Genomic DNA, 14,165 nt, shown 5'->3' with positions numbered 1-14,165 from the left:
TGAATTCTCACGGAGAGGTCACTGCATGTCTTCTTCCGCTCCTCGCTTCGGCGTCAACTACACGCCGACGCACGGGTGGTTCCACCACTGGCTGGACTTCGATCTCGACGAGGTGCGGGCCGATCTCGACTCCCTCGCCGCCCTCGGCCTGGACCACCTCCGCGTCTTCCCGCTCTGGCCGGTCTTCCAGCCCAACCGCACCCTCGTGCGACCGCGCGCGGTCGAACAGCTCGTGCAGCTGGTGGAGGCGGCCGGGGAACGGGGGCTGGACGTCGCCGTGGACGGGCTGCAGGGGCATCTGTCCAGCTTCGACTTCGTCCCGTCGTGGACCACGACGTGGCACCGGCGGAACATCTTCACCGACCCCGACGTCGTCGAGGCGCAGGCCGTCTATCTTTCCGCTCTCGCCTCCGCACTGTCCGGCCGGCCGAACTTCCTCGGCATGACCGTCGGGAACGAAATCAATCAGTTCTCCGGAGCACCGCATCCGGACCCCGACCGGATCGACTCCGAACAGGCCGGAAGATGGCTGCGGCGGATGCTGGACGCGTGCGAGAAGGGTGCACCCGGGCGGTCACACGTGCACGCCTCGTACGACATCGCCTGGTACGACGACGACCACCCCTTCACGCCGGAGCACTCGGCCCGGATCGGGGCCATGACGGCCGTGCACTCCTGGGTGTTCGACGGCACGGCGCAGCGGTACGGGCACAGTGGTGCGCCCGCGGAGCAGCACGCGGCCTATCTGATCGAGCTGTCGAAGGCGTGGGCCGAGGACGTGCACCGTCCGGTGTGGCTGCAGGAGGTCGGCGCGCCCGCGCCGCACGTTCCGCCCGAGCGGGCGGCGGCGTTCACGGACGCGACCGTGGCCGCTGCGCTGGACTGTCCGGACCTGTGGGGCATCACGTGGTGGTGTTCGCACGATGTGGACCGGGGGCTCGCGGACTTCCCCGTACTGGAGTACGGGCTGGGGCTGTTGACCAATGACCGGCGGGTCAAACCGGCCGGGAAGGTGATGGCGCGGTTCGCGCGGGAGCGGCCTTTTGCGGCTGCGGCGCCGCGGAGGGTCGGGCTGGTGCTGGATGCCGGGGATGCGGAGGAGGCGCTGTTGCGGGCGCAGTGTGCGCCCGGTGGGGCGTATTTCGAGGCGTGGATGCGGCTCGCCGCGCGGGGGGCGCGGCCGGCTTCGGTGCTGGCGCAGCGGGCGGGGGATGCGGCGTATCTGGCGGCGCGGGGGATTGCGGATCTGGTGGTGGTGCGGGATGTGTGAACGAGGCCCCGGTCCGACCTTCCGCTTCCTCTGCGGCACCTGTGGGCATGCCTACTACGCGCCCCCTGCTCGCATCACCCGTCGCTGGCCGACCTCCCGGTAAGGACTCCCGATGCACAACGACCGCAGCATCACCGAAGCCCGCCTGAAGCGGGTGCTGGACGAACGCATCCGCCCCGCCGTCTACCCCGAGTCGGTGCCGCTGGACGTGTCCGTGTGGAACGCGCCGGGCGAGCCCGTCCCCGTCGCGGAGGGGCTCGCGGCACCGCGCACGCCGGTCGGGGCGGGGGCCATGTGGGGGCCGCCCTGGGGCACCAGCTGGTTCACGGTGTCGAGGGCCGTGCCGCAGGAGTGGGCGGGCCGTACGGTGGAGGCCCTGCTCGACCTGGGCTTCGACGACAACATGCCGGGCTTCCAGTGCGAGGGGCTCGTCTACCGGCCGGACGGTTCCCCCGTCAAGGGCCTGAACCCGCGCAACCAGTGGGTGCGCATCAGTGACCGGGCCCGCGGCGGCGAGCCGGTGCTGCTGCACATCGAGGCCTCGTCCAACCCCGTGATCCTCGACTACCGCCCGTTCACCCCCACCGAGCTGGGCGACCGCGAGACCGCCGACGACGTGCCCCGCTACCGGCTGGCCCGGATGGATCTGGCCGTCCTCGACCGCACGGTGTGGGAGCTCGTGCAGGACCTGGAGGTGCTGGACGGGCTGATGCACGAGCTGCCGGAGGACGCGCCGCGCCGCTGGGAGATCCTGCGGGCCGTCGAGCGCGCTCTGGACGCGGTCGACCTCCAGGACGTGGGCGGCACGGCGGCCCGGGCGCGCGAGGCGCTCACGGGCGTGCTGTCCTCCCCCGCGCACGCCTCCGCACACCGCATCAGTGCCGTCGGGCACGCCCACATCGACTCGGCGTGGCTGTGGCCGCTGCGCGAGACGGTGCGCAAGGTGGCCCGGACGACCGCGAACATGACGGCGCTGCTGGAGGACGAGCCCGAGTTCGTCTACGCGATGTCGCAGGCGCAGCAGTTCGCCTGGATCAAGGAGCACCGGCCCGAGGTGTACGCGCGCGTGAAGAAGGCCGTCGCGGAGGGGCGGTTCGTGCCGGTCGGGGGCATGTGGGTGGAGTCGGACACGAACATGCCGGGGGCGGAGGCGCTGGCGCGGCAGTTCGTGCACGGCAAGCGGTTCTTCCTGGAGGAGTTCGGGATCGAGACGGAGGAGGTGTGGCTGCCGGACTCGTTCGGCTACTCGGCCGCGCTGCCGCAGCTGGTGCGGCTGTCAGGGTCGAAGTGGTTCCTGACGCAGAAGATCTCCTGGAACCGGACCAACAAGTTCCCGCACCACACCTTCTGGTGGGAGGGCCTCGACGGCACCCGGGTGTTCACCCATTTCCCGCCGATCGACACCTACAACGCCCAGCTGTCAGGGAGGGAGTTGGCGCATGCGGTGCGCAACTTCCAGGAGAAGGGCGGTGCGACGCGTTCGCTGGCGCCGACCGGCTGGGGCGACGGCGGTGGCGGCACGACGCGGGAGATGCTGGCGCGGGCGAAGCGTCTGACGGATCTGGAGGGTTCGGCGCGGGTCGGCTTCGAGAAGCCGTCGGCATTCTTCGCCAAGGCGCACGCGGAGTACGCGGATGCACCGGTGTGGGCGGGCGAGCTGTATCTGGAGCTGCACCGGGCGACGCTGACCAGTCAGGCCCGCACCAAGCAGGGCAACCGGCGCTCGGAGCACCTGCTGCGCGAGGCGGAGCTGTGGGCGGCGACGGCTGCGGTACGGGCCGGATCCCCGTATCCGTACGAGCAGTTGGACCGGCTGTGGAAGACCGTTCTGCTGCACCAGTTCCACGACATCCTGCCGGGCACGTCGATCGCGTGGGTGCACCGGGAGGCCGCACAGACGTATGCGGCGGTGGCGCAGGAGCTGGAGGGGCTGATCGCGGACGCGCTGGCGGTGCTGGCCGGTGAGAAAACGTCTGACGGCACTGTGGTCTTCAACGCGGCACCGCACGCGCGCGGTGGCGTCGCGGCGCTCGGGGCGGTGCCCGCGGGTCCGGCCCCGGCGCCGGCCGCCGCGCGGCCGCGCGAGGGCGGCGGCTTCGTGCTGGACAACGGCCTGCTGCGGGTCGGGGTCGACGGGCGCGGGCTCGTGGTCTCGGTGTACGACCCGGCGGCGGACCGGGAGGCGATCGCCCCGGGCGGGACGGCCAATCTGCTGCAACTGCACCAGGACTTCCCGAACATGTGGGACGCGTGGGACGTCGACCACTTCTACCGGAACACGGTGACCGACCTGACGGACACCGAGTCGCTCCGGGCAGCGGACGACGGGAGCGTGCACGTCGTCCGTGTCTTCGGCGACTCCCGCGTCGAGCAGCGGATCAGCCTGCCGGCCGGGGCGCGCCGGGTGGAGGTGGAGACGGAGGTCGACTGGCACGAGACGGAGAAGTTCCTCAAGGCCGCCTTCCCGCTGGACGTGCATGCCGAGCGGATCGCCGCCGAGACCCAGTTCGGGCACCTGTACCGGCCCACGCACACCAACACCAGCTGGGACGCGGCCAAGTTCGAGGCCTGCGCGCACCGATTCGTCCACCTGGAGGAGCCGGGCTGGGGCGTGGCGCTGGTCAACGACTCGACGTACGGCTACGACGTGAGCCGCACGGCGCGCGGGGCGGGCACCGGGACCACCACGACGGTGCGGCTCTCGCTGCTGCGCGCCCCGCGCTTCCCGGACCCGCGCACCGACCAGGGGGTGCACCGCTTCCGCTACGCGCTGGTGCCGGGCGCCTCCGTGGCGGACGCGGTGCGCGAGGGGTATGCGATCAACCTGCCCGAGCGCCGGGTGCCGGGGGCGGGCGAAGTGCCGCCGCTGGTACGGGTGGAGGAGGACGACCGCGGCGCGGTGGCCGTGTCGGCGGTGAAGCTGGCGGACGACGGGAGCGGTGACGTCGTCGTCCGCCTCTACGAGTCGCTGGGCGGCCGGGCGCGGGCCCGCCTCGCCGCGGACTTCCCGCTGGGCACGGTGGCGTACTGCGACCTGCTGGAGCGGCCGACGGGGCCGGCGGAGGAGGTTGACGGTGCCGTCCGCCTTGCCCTGCGGCCGTTCGAGATCGTCACGCTGCGGCTGGCGCGGAGCGGCAGCGCCTGAGCGGGGCAGCACGGCGGAGGGGGTGTCGGTGCCGCGGGGTAGCGTGACCGGGTGACAACGTTCGTGGCGCTGCTGCGCGGTATCAACGTGGGCGGCAAGAAGCGTGTCCCCATGCAGACCCTGCGGGATCTGCTCACCGGCATGGGCTGCGGCTCCGTACGCACCCACCTCAACAGCGGCAATGCCGTGTTCACCCACCCGGACGCCGGGGAGGGGGCGCTCGCCGCCGGACTGGAGCAGGCCATCGACCGGGAGCTCGGGCTGTCCGTGGCCTGCCTGGTGCGCGAAGCGGGTGAGCTCCGGCGCATCGTCGACGGCAATCCGTTCACCGGGCAGGAGGTCGATCCGGCGCGGTTCCTGGTGCTCTTCCTGTCCGCTCCGGCCGATCCGGCCACCGTGGCGGACCTCGACCCGGCGGCGTACGCACCCGAGGAGTTCACGCTCGGCGAGCGTGCCGTGTACCTGCACTGCGCAGCCGGCATCCGGGACTCGAAGCTGGCCAAGCAGCTCACCGAGCGCCGCCTGGGCACGACCGTCACCGCGCGCAACTGGAACACCGTGACCAGGCTCGCCGACATGGCGGAGGATGCCACCGCTTAGCATGCGGGAATGAAACTGCGCATCCCCGGGCGCCGGCGGCTGCTCGCCGCCGTGAGCGCATTCGCCGTGCTCGCCGGCATCGGCACCTGGACGGTGGCGGAGGCCGCCGGTGGTGATCCCCCGGTGCACCGGGAGGACCGGTTCATGTCCATGCCGGGGGCACGGATCGACACCTCCTTCTTCACCTCCGGCGCCGCGGACCACCGCCGGCCCGCCGTGCTCCTCGCGCACGGTTTCGGCGGCAGCAAGGACGACATGCGCGGCGAGGCCGAGCGGCTGGCACGGTCCGGCTACGCGGTGCTGACCTGGTCCGCGCGCGGCTTCGGGCACTCGGGCGGACGCATCGGCCTCAACGACCCGGAGCACGAGGTCGCCGACGTGAGCCGGCTGATCGACTGGCTCGCCGAGCGGCCGGAGGTCGAGCTGGACGCGCCGGGCGACCCCCGGGTCGGCATCGCGGGCGCCTCGTACGGCGGCGCCGTCTCCCTGCTCGCCGCCGGGAACGACAAGCGCGTCGACGCCATCGCCCCGCAGATCACCTACTGGAACCTGGCCGACTCGCTCTTCCCCGACGACGTCTTCAAGAAGCTCTGGGCAGGCATCTTCTTCACGACCGGTTCGACCGGTACCGGGATCACTCCCCGCACCGGCCCGCAGCCGCAGGCCGGCGGCTGCGGCCGGTTCGAGCCGGAGCTGTGCGCGATGTACGAGCGCGTGGCCGTCGCCGGCCGGCCCGACGCGGCGGCGCGCGAACTGCTGGAGCGGCGCAGCCCGTCCGCCGTCGCCGGCCGCATCAAGGTGCCCACACTGCTCGTCCAGGGTCAGAGCGACTCGCTCTTCCCGCTCGGCCAGTCCGACGCCGCGGCCGCGGCCGTGCGCCGCAACGGCGCGCCCGTGGCCGTCGACTGGATCGCCGGCGGGCACGACGCGGGCTCGACCGAGAACGACCGGATCGAGCAGCGCACGCGCGCGTGGTTCGACCGCTACCTCAAGGGCGACGAGAGCACCGGCACGGGCCCGGCCTTCCGGGTCAGCCGGACCGGCGGCATCGACACCACCGACGGCAAGGCCCGGCTGCGCGGCGCGACCAGCGACCACTACCCCGGGCTGCGCAACGACCCGCGCACGGTGCCGCTGACCGGCCGCGAGCAGTCCTTCGGCAACCCGGCCGGAGCGGCACCGCCCTCGATCTCCGCCGTGCCGGGCCTCGGCGCGGTCTCCCAGCTGTCCGGGCTCGGGGTCGGGATGTCCCTGGACTTCCCCGGTCAGTACGCCCGTTTCGACTCCGCACGGCTGGACGAGAGCGTCCATGTGACCGGCTCGCCGACCGCCAAGGTGAAGGTGGCCTCCGACACCGGTGAGGCCGTCCTCTTCGCCAAGGTCTACGACGTCGGGCCGGACGGGCAGCAGCAGTTGCCCGGGCAGCTCGTCGCCCCGGTCCGCATCGGCGACGCCAAGCAGGGCAGAACCGTCGAACTGCGGCTGCCCGCCGTCGACCACACCTTCGAGGCGGGGCACCGCATGCGGCTGGTGCTCTCCTCGACGGACCTGGCATACGCCTCGCCCGCCCGACCGGCCACGTACACCGTCTCCCTGGCGGGCGGCCTGAGCGTGCCGGAGGCACCCGAGGTGCGGACCGCCTCGGCCGCCCTGCCGTGGTGGACGTGGGGACTGCCGCTCGGCGGTGTGGCCGTCGCGGCGGGCGTGCTGCTGGCCGGGCGCCGCCGCGACGCCGCGCCCGCCCCCGACCCGGAGCTGGCCGAAGTGCCCCTGCAGATCACCGGGTTGAGCAAGCGCTACGCCCGCTCCGCCGACCTCCCCCATAGCCTTAACGGCATGGGAGGTGCCCCCATCGCCGTACGCGACCTGTCGTTCCGCGTCGAGCGGGGACAGGTGCTCGGCCTGCTCGGGCCCAACGGCGCGGGCAAGACCACCACGCTGCGCATGCTCATGGGCCTCATCCGCCCCGACGGCGGTGAGATCCGCGTCTTCGGGCACGCGATCCGGCCGGGCGCCCCCGTGCTGTCCCGGGTCGGGGCGTTCGTGGAGGGCGCGGGCTTCCTGCCGCACCTGTCCGGCCGGGCCAACCTCGACCTGTACTGGCAGGCCACCGGCCGCCCGGCCGAGGACGCCCACGTGGACGAGGCCCTGGAGATCGCCGGCCTCGGAAGTGCGCTGGAGCGTGCCGTGCGCACGTACTCGCAGGGCATGCGGCAGCGGCTGGCCATCGCCCAGGCCATGCTGGGGCTGCCGGACCTGCTCATCCTGGACGAGCCGACGAACGGCCTCGACCCGCCGCAGATCCGGGAGATGCGCGAGGTGATGATCCGGTACGCGGCCGCCGGGCGCACCGTCATCGTCTCCAGCCATCTCCTGGCCGAGGTCGAGCAGTCCTGCACGCACCTCGTCGTGATGGACCGCGGGCAACTGGTCACCGCGGGCCCGGTCGCGGAGATCACCGGCTCCGGCGACACACTGCTGGTCGGCGTCGAGGGCGAACTGTCCGACGCGGCCGTGGAGAAGGTGGCCGCGCTGCCGGGCGTCGCCTCGGCCGTGCGCGACGGCGGCGGCGAGGGGCTGCTGGTGCGGCTCGACGGCGCACGAGCGCCGGAACTGCTGGTGGAACTCGTCCGGCTGGAGATCCCGGTCGCGAGCATCGGGCCGCACCGGCGGCTGGAGGACGCGTTCCTGACCCTGATCGGAGGCCCGTCATGAGCATCGCACCGCCGGTTGCCGCGCCCGGATACCGGGCTCGGCGCACGCTTCCCCTCCGGGTGGAGGCGGCACGGCAGTTGCGGCGGCGCCGCACGCTGGTGATCGGGGGGATCCTGGCGGTGCTGCCGTTCGTCCTGATCGCGGCCTTCGCGATCGGCGGGCAGCCGGCCGGGCGCGACGGGCGGGTCACCCTGATGGACACCGCCACGGCGTCCGGGGTGAACTTCGCCGCGACGTGCCTGTTCGTCTCGGCAGGCTTCCTGCTCGTGGTGCCGGTGGCGCTGTTCTGCGGCGACACCGTGGCGTCGGAGGCGAGCTGGTCGTCGCTGCGGTACCTGCTGGCCGCGCCGGTGCCGCGGGGGCGGCTGCTGGTGAGCAAGCTGACCGTGGCGCTGGCGTTCAGCGCGGCCGCGATGGTGCTGCTGCCGCTGGTCGCGCTCGCGGCCGGGACGGCCGCGTACGGCTGGGGCCCGCTGCGGATCCCCACCGGGGGCACGCTGGACGCCGGGACGGCGACGTGGCGGCTCGCCGCCGCCGTGGCGTTCGTCTTCGCGAGCCAACTGGTCACGGCCGGGCTGGCGTTCTGGCTGTCGACGGTCACGGATGCGCCGCTGGGCGCGGTGGGCGGGGCGATGGGCCTGACCATCGTGGGCAACGTCCTGGACGCGGTGACCGCGCTGGGGTCGTGGCGGGAGCTGCTGCCGGCGCACTGGCAGTTCGCGTGGGCGGACCTGCTGCAGCCGCATGCGGAGTGGGGCGGGGTGGTGAAGGGGGTCGCCTTGTCGGCGACTTATGGGGTGGTTCTGGTTGCCCTGGCCTTTCGGCACTTCCGGGGGAAGGACGTGGTGTCCTGACGGTGGGGGGCGTACCGCCCATCGTCACTCCGGCCGCACCTGCTCGGCTTGCATGCCCTTCTGTCCCTGCACGGCGACGAAGGACACGCGTTGCCCTTCGTCCAGGGACTTGAACCCGTCCGACTCGATTGCCTTGAAGTGCACGAAAACGTCGTCGCCTCCCTCATCCGGGGCGATGAACCCGAATCCCTTGTCGTTGTTGAAGAACTTCACAATGCCGCTCTGTCGGTCAGCCATGAGTGCTCCCTGAGTCACGTGTGGGCCGTGGCAGTGGGGGCACACGGGAGACGGCCCCTGACTTCAGCATGCGCAGCGCGCCCCGGTCGGCATGCCGACCGGGGCGGAGACTAGCCCGAACGGGTGACGGCAGCGCCCTCCCCCGCCCCGTACACCGGCAGCCCCTCCCGCACCCCTGCCAACAGCCGACGCGCAGCGTCCCCCGCCTCCGTCGGCGTCCACCGCCCGCCCTTGTCCGCCGTCGGGCCCCGGTGCCAGCCCTCCATCACCGTGATGCGGCCGGCCTCGGCCTCGAAGACCTGTCCCGTGACGCCTGCCGAAGCCGGCGACCCCAGCCACGCCACCAACGGCGCGACGTCCTCCGGCGTCGACGCCAGGCCCTCCCCGAACACCCCCTCCGTCATCCGCGTCCGTGCTGCGGGCGCAACCGCGTTGGCCCGTACCCCGTAGCGGGCCAGTTCGGCCGCGGCCACCAGCGTGAGCGCCACGATGCCGGCCTTCGCGGTGGCGTAGTTGGCCTGGCCCACGCTGCCCAGCAGCCCCGCGCCCGACGTGGTGTTGACGATGCTCGCCCGTACCGCCCGTCCCGCCTTGGACTCGGCGCGCCAGTGCGCCGCCGCGCAGCGCATGGGCAGGAAGTGGCCCTTGAGGTGGACGCGGACGACCGCGTCCCAGTCGTCCTCGTCGAGGTTGACCAGCATGCGGTCCCGCAGGAACCCCGCATTGTTGACGAGGACGTCCAGGCGGCCGAAGGCGTCCAGGGCGGTGGCGACGAGGGAAGCCGCGCCCTCCGCCGTCGCCACGTCCCCGGCGTGGGCCACGGCTTCCCCGCCCCGGTACCGGATCTCTCGTACGACCTCCTGCGCGGGGCCCTCGGAACTGCCCTCGCCCGCAAGGCCCGTTCCGAGGTCGTTCACGACCACGCGCGCTCCCTCCGCCGCGAGCGCCAGGGCGTGCGCCCGGCCGAGGCCGCGGCCGGCGCCGGTGACCACGGCGACCTGTCCGGTGCAGATTCCGGTCATCCGCTCAACCCCCTCGATTGACGTTCGCCGCGCCGAGAAACGCCGGCCGCTCTCCCCCGCCGTGGACGAGCAGGCTCGCGCCGGTGATGTAGGCGGCCCGGTCGGAGGCCAGGAAGACGGCCGCCTCGCCCACTTCGTCCGGCTCGGCCAATCGGCCCGCCGGGACGGTGCGGGCGACGGCAGCGACGCCGTCCGCGTCGCCGTAGTGCAGGTGGGCCGACTCCGTGCGCACCATGCCGAGCAGCAGGGTGTTGACGCGCACCGTCGGAGCCCACTCCACCGCCATGGTGCGGGCGAGGTGTTCCAGTCCGGCCTTGGCGGCGCCGTAGGCGGCGGTGCCGGGCGAGGGGCGGGTGCCGCTGACACTGCCGATCATCAACACCGAACCGCCGTCGGGCTGTTCCCGCATCATGCCGTGGGCCGCGAGCGAAACGGTCAGCGGTGCCACAAGATTGAGCTCGACGATACGGGCGTGCGCGGCGGCATCCGCCTCGCCGAGCGGGCGGAACGGCGTTCCGCCGGCGTTGTTCACCAGGACGTCCACGCGGCCCGACCACGCAGCGATCTGGTTGAACATCTCTTCCACCGCCGCCGGTCGGCGCACGTCGGCCGGCAGGAAGCGGGCCGCACGGCCCTCCGCCGCCACCGGCTCCGCCGGAGGCCGGCGCGCGCACACGACCACCTCCGCCCCCGCGCGCAGGAACGCGCGGGCCACTCCCGCACCCACTCCCCGCGTCCCTCCCGTGACGACGGCGACGCGGCCCTCCAGGCCGCACACTCTGCCCACTCGGCGCCTCCCGTGGCAGGCGGTCCACTGGTACCGTCACCACGATACCTAACAAACGTTTGGTGGAAAGGCAGCCGATGGGCATCTCCACCGCACGTCCCGAACCGGGCATCGCCGTCGTCACCGTGGACTTCCCCCCGGTCAACGCCCTTACCGTGCAGGGCTGGTACGACCTGGCCGACACCGTCCGCCGCACCGGAACCGACCTGCACGTCCGCTGCATCGTCCTCGGCGCCGCCGGGCGCGGCTTCAACGCCGGGGTGGACCTCAAGGAGGTGCACCGCACTCCCGGCCACCGGGCGCTGACCGGCGTCAACCGCGCCTGCGCCGCGGCGTTTTCCGCCGTGTACGAGTGCGAGGTGCCCGTCGTCGCCGCGGTGCACGGCCACTGCCTGGGCGGCGGCATCGGGCTCGTCGGCAACGCCGACGCCGTCGTGGCCTCGGAGGACGCCGTCTTCGGACTGCCCGAGCTGGACCGGGGTGCGCTCGGCGCCGCCACCCACCTCGCCCGGCTCGTCCCGCAGCACCTGATGCGCACCCTCTACTTCACCGCACGCACCGTCAGCGCGCAGGAGCTGTACCGCCACGGCTCCGTGTGGCGGGTCGTACCGCGCAGCGAACTGGCCCTCACCGCCGTGCAGTTGGCGCGTGAGATCGCCGCCAAGGACGGCTCGCTGCTGCGCCTGGCCAAGGCCGCACTCAACGGCATCGACCCCGTCGACGTCCGCCGCAGCTACCGCTACGAGCAGGGCTTCACCTTCGAGGCCGCGCTCGGCGGGGTCGCCGACCGGCTCCGCGAGGCGTTCGTCTCCGGCAAGGACGGGAAGGACCACTCTTGACGGCCGACAAGCGCATGACGGCGGACGAGGCCGTCTCCCGGCTGGCGAGCGGCATGACGATCGGCATCGGCGGCTGGGGTTCGCGGCGCAAGCCGATGACCCTCGTCCGGGCCCTCCTGCGCTCGGACCTCACCGATCTCACCGTCGTCTCCTACGGCGGTCCGGACGTCGGCCTGCTGGCCGCCGCCGGGAAGATCCGCAGACTCGTGGCGGCCTTCGCCACACTGGACTCCATCCCGCTCGAACCGCACTTCCGCGCCGCCCGGCAGAACGGCACGCTCGAACTGACCGAGATGGACGAGGCGATGGTGATGTGGGGGCTGACGGCCGCCGCGCACCGGCTGCCGTTCATGCCGGTGCGGGCCGGGCTCGGTTCGGACGTGATGCGGGTCAACCCCGGCCTGCGGACGGTCACTTCGCCGTACGCGGACAGGGAGGAGCTGCTCGCCGTGCCCGCCCTCGCCCTGGACGCCGCGCTGGTGCACCTCAACCGGGCGGACGTCCTCGGCAACGCCCAGTACCTGGGCCCGGACCCGTACTTCGACGACCTCTTCTGCGAGGCCGCGCGGGAGGCGTACGTCTCCTGCGAACGCATCGTCGAGAGCGCCGAGTTCACCGCCGACGGCACGGCCCTGCAGACACTGCTGGTGCAGCGGCACTGCGTCACCGGGGTCATAGAGGCCCCGGGCGGTGCGCACTTCACCTCCTGTGCACCGGACTACGGGCGCGACGAGGCGTTCCAGGCGGCCTATGCCAAGGCCGCGGCCGATCCGGCGGCCTGGCGGGAGTTCGCCGGGCGCTTCCTGTCGGGGGACGAGACCGAATACCGGGCCGCGGTCGCGGAGTTCGCCGGGGAGGGCGCGTGAGCGGCGGCGCGAGCAGGGCCGAGGTGTGCGTCGTGGCCTGCGCGGAGGCCTGGCGCGGGGACGGGGAGATCCTGGCGAGCCCGATGGGGCCGGTGCCCGCGATCGGCGCCCGGCTGGCGCGGCTCACCTTCTCCCCCGGCCTGCTGCTCACCGACGGCGAGGCGCTGCTGACCGCCGAGGACCCGGCGGCCGGGGACGGGGCCCGCGTCGTCGAGGGGTGGCTGCCGTACCGCCGGCACCTGGCCCTGGTCACGGGCGGGCGGCGGCACGTGATGATGGGCGCGAGCCAGCTGGACCGGCACGGGAACCAGAACATCTCCTGCATCGGCGACTGGCGGCGCCCCGACCGGCAGCTGCTCGGGGTGCGCGGAGCGCCCGTCAACACCCTCAACAACCCGGTCAGTTACTGGATCCCGCGGCACTCGACCCGGGTGCTGGTCGAGCAGGTCGACATGGTCTGCGGCGTCGGCCACGACCGGGCGACGGCCGCCGGCCCGGCCGCGTCCCGTTTCCACTGCCTGCGCCGGGTGGTCACCGACCTGGCCGTGCTGGACTTCGAGACCCCGGACCGCACGCTGCGCGTCCGTTCCCTCCACCCGGGCGTCACCGCACAGGACGTGCAGGCCGCCACCGGCTTCCCGCTCGACGTCCCCGGCGACGTGCCGGTCACGCGACTGCCGACGGAGGCCGAACTCCGCCTGATCCGGGAGGTTCTCGACCCCGCTGGGCTGCGCGACCGCGAGGTGCGGCCGTGACCGCCCCCGAGCTGCCGACCGCCCTGACGCGGCTCGTGGGCGTGCGGCACCCGGTCGTGCAGACCGGCATGGGGTGGGTCGCGGGCCCCCGGCTCGTCTCGGCGGTGGCCGCGGCCGGGGCGCTGGGCATCCTGGGCTCGGCGACCATGACGCCGGACGAACTCAGGGCCGCCGTCCGCGACGTGAAGGCCCGTACGCAGGAGCCCTTCGGGGTCAACCTCCGCGCGGACGCGGGCGATGCGGCGGAGCGGGCGGACATCATCGTCGACGAGGGCGTGCGCGTCGCCTCGTTCGCACTCGCGCCCTCCTACGAGCTGATGGCCCGGCTCAAGGACGCGGGGGTCGTCGTCATTCCGTCCGTCGGCGCCCGGCGGCACGCGGAGAAGGTGGCCGCCTGGGGAGCCGACGCGGTGATCGTGCAGGGCGCGGAGGGCGGCGGGCACACCGGGGACGTGGCGACGAACGTGCTGCTGCCGCAGGTGGTCGACGCCGTCGACATCCCGGTCGTCGCGGCGGGCGGCTTCCACGACGGCCGCGGCCTCGTCGCGGCACTCGCGTACGGCGCAGCGGGCATCGCCATGGGCACGCGGTTCCTGCTGACGGCCGACAGCACGGTGCCGGCGCCGGTCAAGGCCGCCTATCTCGGCGCGTCCGTACGGGACGTCACGGTCACGTCCAAGGTCGACGGGCTCCCGCACCGGATGCTGCGCACCCCCTTCGTCACGGAGCTGGAGCACTCGGGCCCGGCCGCCGTGCTGCTGCGGGCCCTGCGGCATGCCGCGTCCTTCCGCAGGCTCTCCGGGCTGGGCTGGGCGGACCTGGTGCGCGACGGCCTGGCCATGAAGAACGGCAAGGCGCTGGGCTGGTCGCAGGTGCTGCTGGCCGCGAACACGCCGATGCTGCTGAAGGCCGCCCTGGTCGACGGGCGGACGGACCTCGGGGTGATGGCCGCCGGCCAGGTCGCCGGGGTGATCGACGACCTGCCCCCGGTGGCCGCCCTGGTCGACCGGATCATGGCGCAGGCGCAGGCGACTCTGCGAGGCTTGCCCGAGCCGGGATGAGCCGGCGCGGACGG

At 73.2% G+C, this 14,165-nt stretch carries 12 protein-coding genes; 9 read left to right on the top strand and 3 right to left on the bottom strand.

Annotation, left to right across the window (positions count from 1 at the left end):
* The first annotated feature begins 25 nt into the window (after positions 1-25).
* The 5 genes from ACLHRZ_RS05505 to ACLHRZ_RS05485 all read left to right on the top strand — a co-directional run bounded on the left by ACLHRZ_RS05505 (position 26) and on the right by ACLHRZ_RS05485 (position 8,584).
* Positions 26-1,270, top strand: a complete 1,245-nt coding sequence (locus ACLHRZ_RS05505) for a glycoside hydrolase 5 family protein (RefSeq protein ID WP_490417099.1) — start codon at positions 26-28, stop codon at positions 1,268-1,270.
* A 112-nt stretch (positions 1,271-1,382) separates the two neighbouring features.
* Positions 1,383-4,415, top strand: a complete 3,033-nt coding sequence (locus tag ACLHRZ_RS05500; protein ID WP_490417098.1) for an alpha-mannosidase — start codon at positions 1,383-1,385, stop codon at positions 4,413-4,415.
* A 51-nt stretch (positions 4,416-4,466) separates the two neighbouring features.
* On the top strand, positions 4,467-5,015 hold the full coding sequence (locus ACLHRZ_RS05495) for a DUF1697 domain-containing protein (RefSeq protein ID WP_490417097.1): 549 nt from the start codon (positions 4,467-4,469) through the stop codon (positions 5,013-5,015).
* 9 nt (positions 5,016-5,024) lie between these two features.
* Positions 5,025-7,730, top strand: a complete 2,706-nt coding sequence (locus ACLHRZ_RS05490; RefSeq protein ID WP_490417096.1) for an alpha/beta fold hydrolase — start codon at positions 5,025-5,027, stop codon at positions 7,728-7,730.
* Positions 7,727-8,584: an ABC transporter permease gene (locus ACLHRZ_RS05485; protein ID WP_490417095.1), complete on the top strand. Its 858-nt coding sequence runs from the start codon at positions 7,727-7,729 to the stop codon at positions 8,582-8,584. Before ACLHRZ_RS05490 ends, ACLHRZ_RS05485 begins: the two co-directional genes overlap by 4 nt.
* Before the next feature lie 24 nt (positions 8,585-8,608).
* On the opposite strand, the gene ACLHRZ_RS05480 is transcribed toward ACLHRZ_RS05485, so the two are convergent.
* The 3 genes from ACLHRZ_RS05480 to ACLHRZ_RS05470 form a co-directional block, all read right to left on the bottom strand.
* Positions 8,609-8,821, bottom strand: coding sequence for a cold-shock protein (locus tag ACLHRZ_RS05480; RefSeq protein WP_490417094.1), 213 nt, complete (start codon positions 8,819-8,821; stop codon positions 8,609-8,611).
* Positions 8,822-8,931: 110 nt separating this feature from the next.
* Complete coding sequence (locus ACLHRZ_RS05475; RefSeq protein WP_490417093.1) at positions 8,932-9,843, bottom strand: SDR family oxidoreductase; 912 nt, start codon at positions 9,841-9,843, stop codon at positions 8,932-8,934.
* A gap of 4 nt (positions 9,844-9,847) precedes the next feature.
* Complete coding sequence (locus ACLHRZ_RS05470) at positions 9,848-10,630, bottom strand: SDR family oxidoreductase (RefSeq protein ID WP_490417092.1); 783 nt, start codon at positions 10,628-10,630, stop codon at positions 9,848-9,850.
* Between the two features lie 77 nt (positions 10,631-10,707).
* Here ACLHRZ_RS05470 and ACLHRZ_RS05465 point away from each other — a divergent pair, with 77 nt between their 5' ends.
* From ACLHRZ_RS05465 to ACLHRZ_RS05450, 4 genes are read left to right on the top strand one after another with little or no spacing between them, the layout of a single operon-like run.
* Positions 10,708-11,469, top strand: a complete 762-nt coding sequence (locus ACLHRZ_RS05465) for an enoyl-CoA hydratase family protein (protein WP_490417218.1) — start codon at positions 10,708-10,710, stop codon at positions 11,467-11,469.
* A 14-nt stretch (positions 11,470-11,483) separates the two neighbouring features.
* Positions 11,484-12,335 carry a CoA transferase subunit A gene (locus ACLHRZ_RS05460; RefSeq protein WP_490417217.1) on the top strand — a complete coding sequence of 284 codons (852 nt, stop codon included), beginning with the start codon at positions 11,484-11,486 and terminating at the stop codon, positions 12,333-12,335.
* Positions 12,332-13,090 carry a CoA-transferase subunit beta gene (locus ACLHRZ_RS05455; protein WP_490417091.1) on the top strand — a complete coding sequence of 253 codons (759 nt, stop codon included), beginning with the start codon at positions 12,332-12,334 and terminating at the stop codon, positions 13,088-13,090. The genes ACLHRZ_RS05460 and ACLHRZ_RS05455 overlap by 4 nt, the downstream gene beginning before the upstream one ends.
* Positions 13,091-13,101: 11 nt before the next feature.
* Positions 13,102-14,151, top strand: coding sequence for an NAD(P)H-dependent flavin oxidoreductase (locus ACLHRZ_RS05450; RefSeq protein WP_490417216.1), 1,050 nt, complete (start codon positions 13,102-13,104; stop codon positions 14,149-14,151).
* The last annotated feature ends 14 nt before the right edge of the window (positions 14,152-14,165 follow it).

It is taken from the genome of Streptomyces sp. AM25, from assembly GCF_058146165.1.
The sequence above is the reverse complement of the archived record's forward strand: the minus strand, read 5'-3'. Positions and strand labels throughout refer to the sequence as shown.

Excerpts from the sequence above, each read along its gene's own strand:
- ACLHRZ_RS05490 (WP_490417096.1), top strand. The coding sequence starts at position 5,025 with ATGAAACTGCGCATCCCCGGGCGCCGGCGGCTGCTCGCCGCCGTGAGC.
- ACLHRZ_RS05465 (WP_490417218.1), top strand. The coding sequence starts at position 10,708 with ATGGGCATCTCCACCGCACGTCCCGAACCGGGCATCGCCGTCGTCACC.
- ACLHRZ_RS05500 (WP_490417098.1), top strand. The coding sequence starts at position 1,383 with ATGCACAACGACCGCAGCATCACCGAAGCCCGCCTGAAGCGGGTGCTG.
- ACLHRZ_RS05480 (WP_490417094.1), bottom strand. The coding sequence starts at position 8,821 with ATGGCTGACCGACAGAGCGGCATTGTGAAGTTCTTCAACAACGACAAG.
- ACLHRZ_RS05475 (WP_490417093.1), bottom strand. The coding sequence starts at position 9,843 with ATGACCGGAATCTGCACCGGACAGGTCGCCGTGGTCACCGGCGCCGGC.
- ACLHRZ_RS05485 (WP_490417095.1), top strand. The coding sequence starts at position 7,727 with ATGAGCATCGCACCGCCGGTTGCCGCGCCCGGATACCGGGCTCGGCGC.
- ACLHRZ_RS05460 (WP_490417217.1), top strand. The coding sequence starts at position 11,484 with ATGACGGCGGACGAGGCCGTCTCCCGGCTGGCGAGCGGCATGACGATC.
- ACLHRZ_RS05505 (WP_490417099.1), top strand. The coding sequence starts at position 26 with ATGTCTTCTTCCGCTCCTCGCTTCGGCGTCAACTACACGCCGACGCAC.